We start from the raw sequence: 3,057 nt of genomic DNA on the forward strand, positions 1-3,057 counted from the left end.
AACAGCCTAATTCATTACAGCCATCCAGTATTGTATTTTCCATTAAACTCCCCGTCAGCTTAATGGTGACCTGGAGTGTTAATTCACTTCCTTTCCGCGTGATAACTTCAGCCATACTTATTCCTTATAATCTCGGTTACATAAGGAGCTTACCTTAGGTTTACATTAATTAGCACATTATATAGAATCAACACCCATATCAATCGCCTTATGGTAGCGTGAAGATACAACGATATGTTTATCAAACGTCAAAAGGAGGCAAAACATATTGTCCATTGGAACAAAATGCACGAATCATACGAGGAGCCACCCCTAAATTTGCGAAACAAATATCGCATAAATATTCCAATATGAATGCGCCTTCAGTTTGTGAGGACTTAAACGAAAATCACCACCGAAAAATAGCACACTCTTATTTGCAAGATGTCAGTGATTGGGTTGGTAGCATAGCACAGGCAAAAGAAGAAAAGTGGGAATATCAGACGCCTCAAATAGACGAAGCAATCACATCGATTGTTATTAGCCTTGATGGTGCTTATGTATTAATGCGTGAAGATGGCTATGTTTGCGGCACTCGCTGAGCTTGAAAGAGATTTGATTTCTGATTTTAATACGCAAGTGAAGTGGCTTGTTATACGGCTCCTCAATGTGGAGCATCACTACGTGAAATGATTCGTTCAGAAGCTCGATCATAACGCTTGGCTACATGCCTTAAGGTTGTAGCCAAGCGTTGGTATCCAGCATTATCAACCTGCTCTTCTCGCTGTCGATACTTCTCTGCCAATGCTCTCTCTGGCTTAGCTTCCGGATCAACTATGTGTGCTCCTCTGGAATTATAAATACCCATATGATATCCATCGCGAAGGCAAGAGCGTTCTTTGCAATTCATTGCTTCAGCAATCACAGGGTGAATCCATAATCCATCTGGCCCCGGAGGGGCATTAACGAGCACATTCCCAAGTTGAATCATAGCGACATCATAATGCCCCGAGGCTTCAACTATCGCTTCCGTAGTACTTATCCATTCCGTAAAAGCATCTGGTTCAAACTCGCCGCCCGCCAGAGTACCGGGAACAACTTTCCATGTAGAAAGTAATTTGTATGCGTTAGTGGCAATGTTACGATACTTCTGGGAAAGTTCTTCTTCTGGAACTGCAGCCTTAGCACTATATATAGATTGAATAAGTTCACAGAAAAAGCGTGGATCGGAAGCTAGCCTATTTTCCATAGTGATTGGAGAACCATCTCTGTACTTGCCAAGTAAAGATACATATTCCCATTCAATACGACATAGCTTATCTTGATCGGTGGCAGAATTTTCTTGAAGAGCTTTAATGATTTTGGTGATGTGGCAGCTGTCAATTCTTCCTGTAATCTTTTCAGTCTGTACTAGCGCCAACAAAGCATCAGAGGCCAATTCTGGGTTAATATCTTTCTTCTTATATAAGTCTCTAGTAAGCCCCACAATCACAGAGTCTGGCCTGTCGAATTCAAGCAACTTCCTGAGAGCATACTCAATCTCGTCTTCTGTCTGATAGGTATTAGCGTTGGTGTTATTCCAGTACTCAACTTCGTTTTCACCAAGCAACTGTGCTGCTCTATCCCAGGCCTTTCTCTCAAATGGCAAAGCGCACAACAGTAAGGCTATCTGCTTTGGCTTCCAGTCTGCCTTGTTAATATCATCAAACCACTTCCAGTTGCCCATGAAACTCCGACGCAACGCATAGGCCTCAACGAAGGACCAGAGCTTTTGATCTGCCTTGTCTAGCAAAGCAGGTAAAAGTACCGCATCAAACTTAGGTTGTTTCCAATCTGCCAGCACCTCACCCACAAGGTCGGCATTGGAAACTGTCGAAGCAAACTCAAGTACCTGAGGGACTCCCCCCTCACTCAGAATGCCCCCTATGGCGGTTTTTCGTGTTTGGAATAGTTTTTCTTGCTCTTCCCGCGAATCCCCATCGCCCTCATAGAGATAAGCATCAGCATCTGAAAATAGGCGTTTATTCAGGAGGCTTGGGCTTTTTGGTGGCAGTTTACTCGCTATTTCCGCCATTGGAAGCAGAGAATCCTCCCCCAAGGGCCGCTCAGCCTCTGGAAAATGTCGATGGTGGGCAATTAATTTACACAATGCTTCCCATAGTGGCAAACGCTCTTTCTCAGATAGCCTTAAACAATCCTCAGATAGAAGCTTATCTCTCAACGCTTCAGAGGCAGGCGGCGGTAAATGGTCATAGGTACCCACCAAAGATACGAGCTTAATGACATCAAAGCCTGCTTGTTCAACAAGCAATTTTGCACAAAACCGGGACTGCTGCCAATATTCAACATTCGTAACACCTTTTTCCCAGCCTTCAGGTATCGCTTTTCTCCAGCGCGGTTTATGAGTGCCAGAAGTAGTTGAATGTTGACTTGGAAGTAAGCTCTCCAACAATTTCCAGGCTACTTCGGGCTGCTCATCACAGATTGTCTTAAGTGCTGCTTGTCGTTTCTCACCTGACGCTAATGTGTGTGGCATCCAAGGAAGAAAAATACCGTTCAGTGAATTACCTGGTCTATTTGCCCAGTTACCTCCAGGGTCACGTGCGGCTATTTCTGCCAAAGCAACCGTAGTGCGGCTTAAGTAAGTTTCCTCCCAAGCGATTCCCTCAAGCGCCCATAGAAGACCAGTAATATAGTTTCTGCCGAAAATACCCGTATCTTCTTGCTCAAATAACCTATCAAAGGGCGAAGGTGTGGCAGCGATAGCATATTCTACGGCCGACAGAAACTCATCTGGACTCGCTTCTGATAGGGTTGGGAGTAAGCTATTCAAGCTTCCCCAGCGAACCCAATCACTTTCCTCGAATAATTCACGCAGTGACAACATCGCAATTGTATCTGCCTTGCCCTGTGTGCAATTAGTTAAAGAAACTGCATGACTACCTATAAGTGCTAATGCTTCCGCCAAGCCCTCACGTAAACTGTCAGAATGCGGTAAAGCCTTACCATGGATGGCGGCGGCGTACCGGGTTCTGTCGCATAAACTTCACTTTCCGACGTTATCTTCTATCATAATTC

General features: G+C 44.5%; 2 protein-coding genes. One reads left to right on the top strand and one right to left on the bottom strand.

Features of this window, described 5'->3' with window-relative positions; genetic code table 11:
* Window positions 1-218: 218 nt before the first annotated feature.
* Window positions 219-581: a hypothetical protein gene (locus CDZ78_RS14440; protein WP_174664586.1), complete on the top strand. Its 363-nt coding sequence runs from the start codon at window positions 219-221 to the stop codon at window positions 579-581.
* A 62-nt stretch (window positions 582-643) separates the two neighbouring features.
* On the opposite strand, the gene CDZ78_RS14445 is transcribed toward CDZ78_RS14440, so the two are convergent.
* On the bottom strand, window positions 644-2,947 hold the full coding sequence (locus tag CDZ78_RS14445; protein ID WP_174664587.1) for a hypothetical protein: 2,304 nt from the start codon (window positions 2,945-2,947) through the stop codon (window positions 644-646).
* Window positions 2,948-3,057: the final 110 nt, after the last annotated feature.

The sequence above is a fragment of the Bathymodiolus platifrons methanotrophic gill symbiont genome (assembly GCF_002189065.1).
Lineage (GTDB): Bacteria > Pseudomonadota > Gammaproteobacteria > Methylococcales > Methylomonadaceae > Methyloprofundus.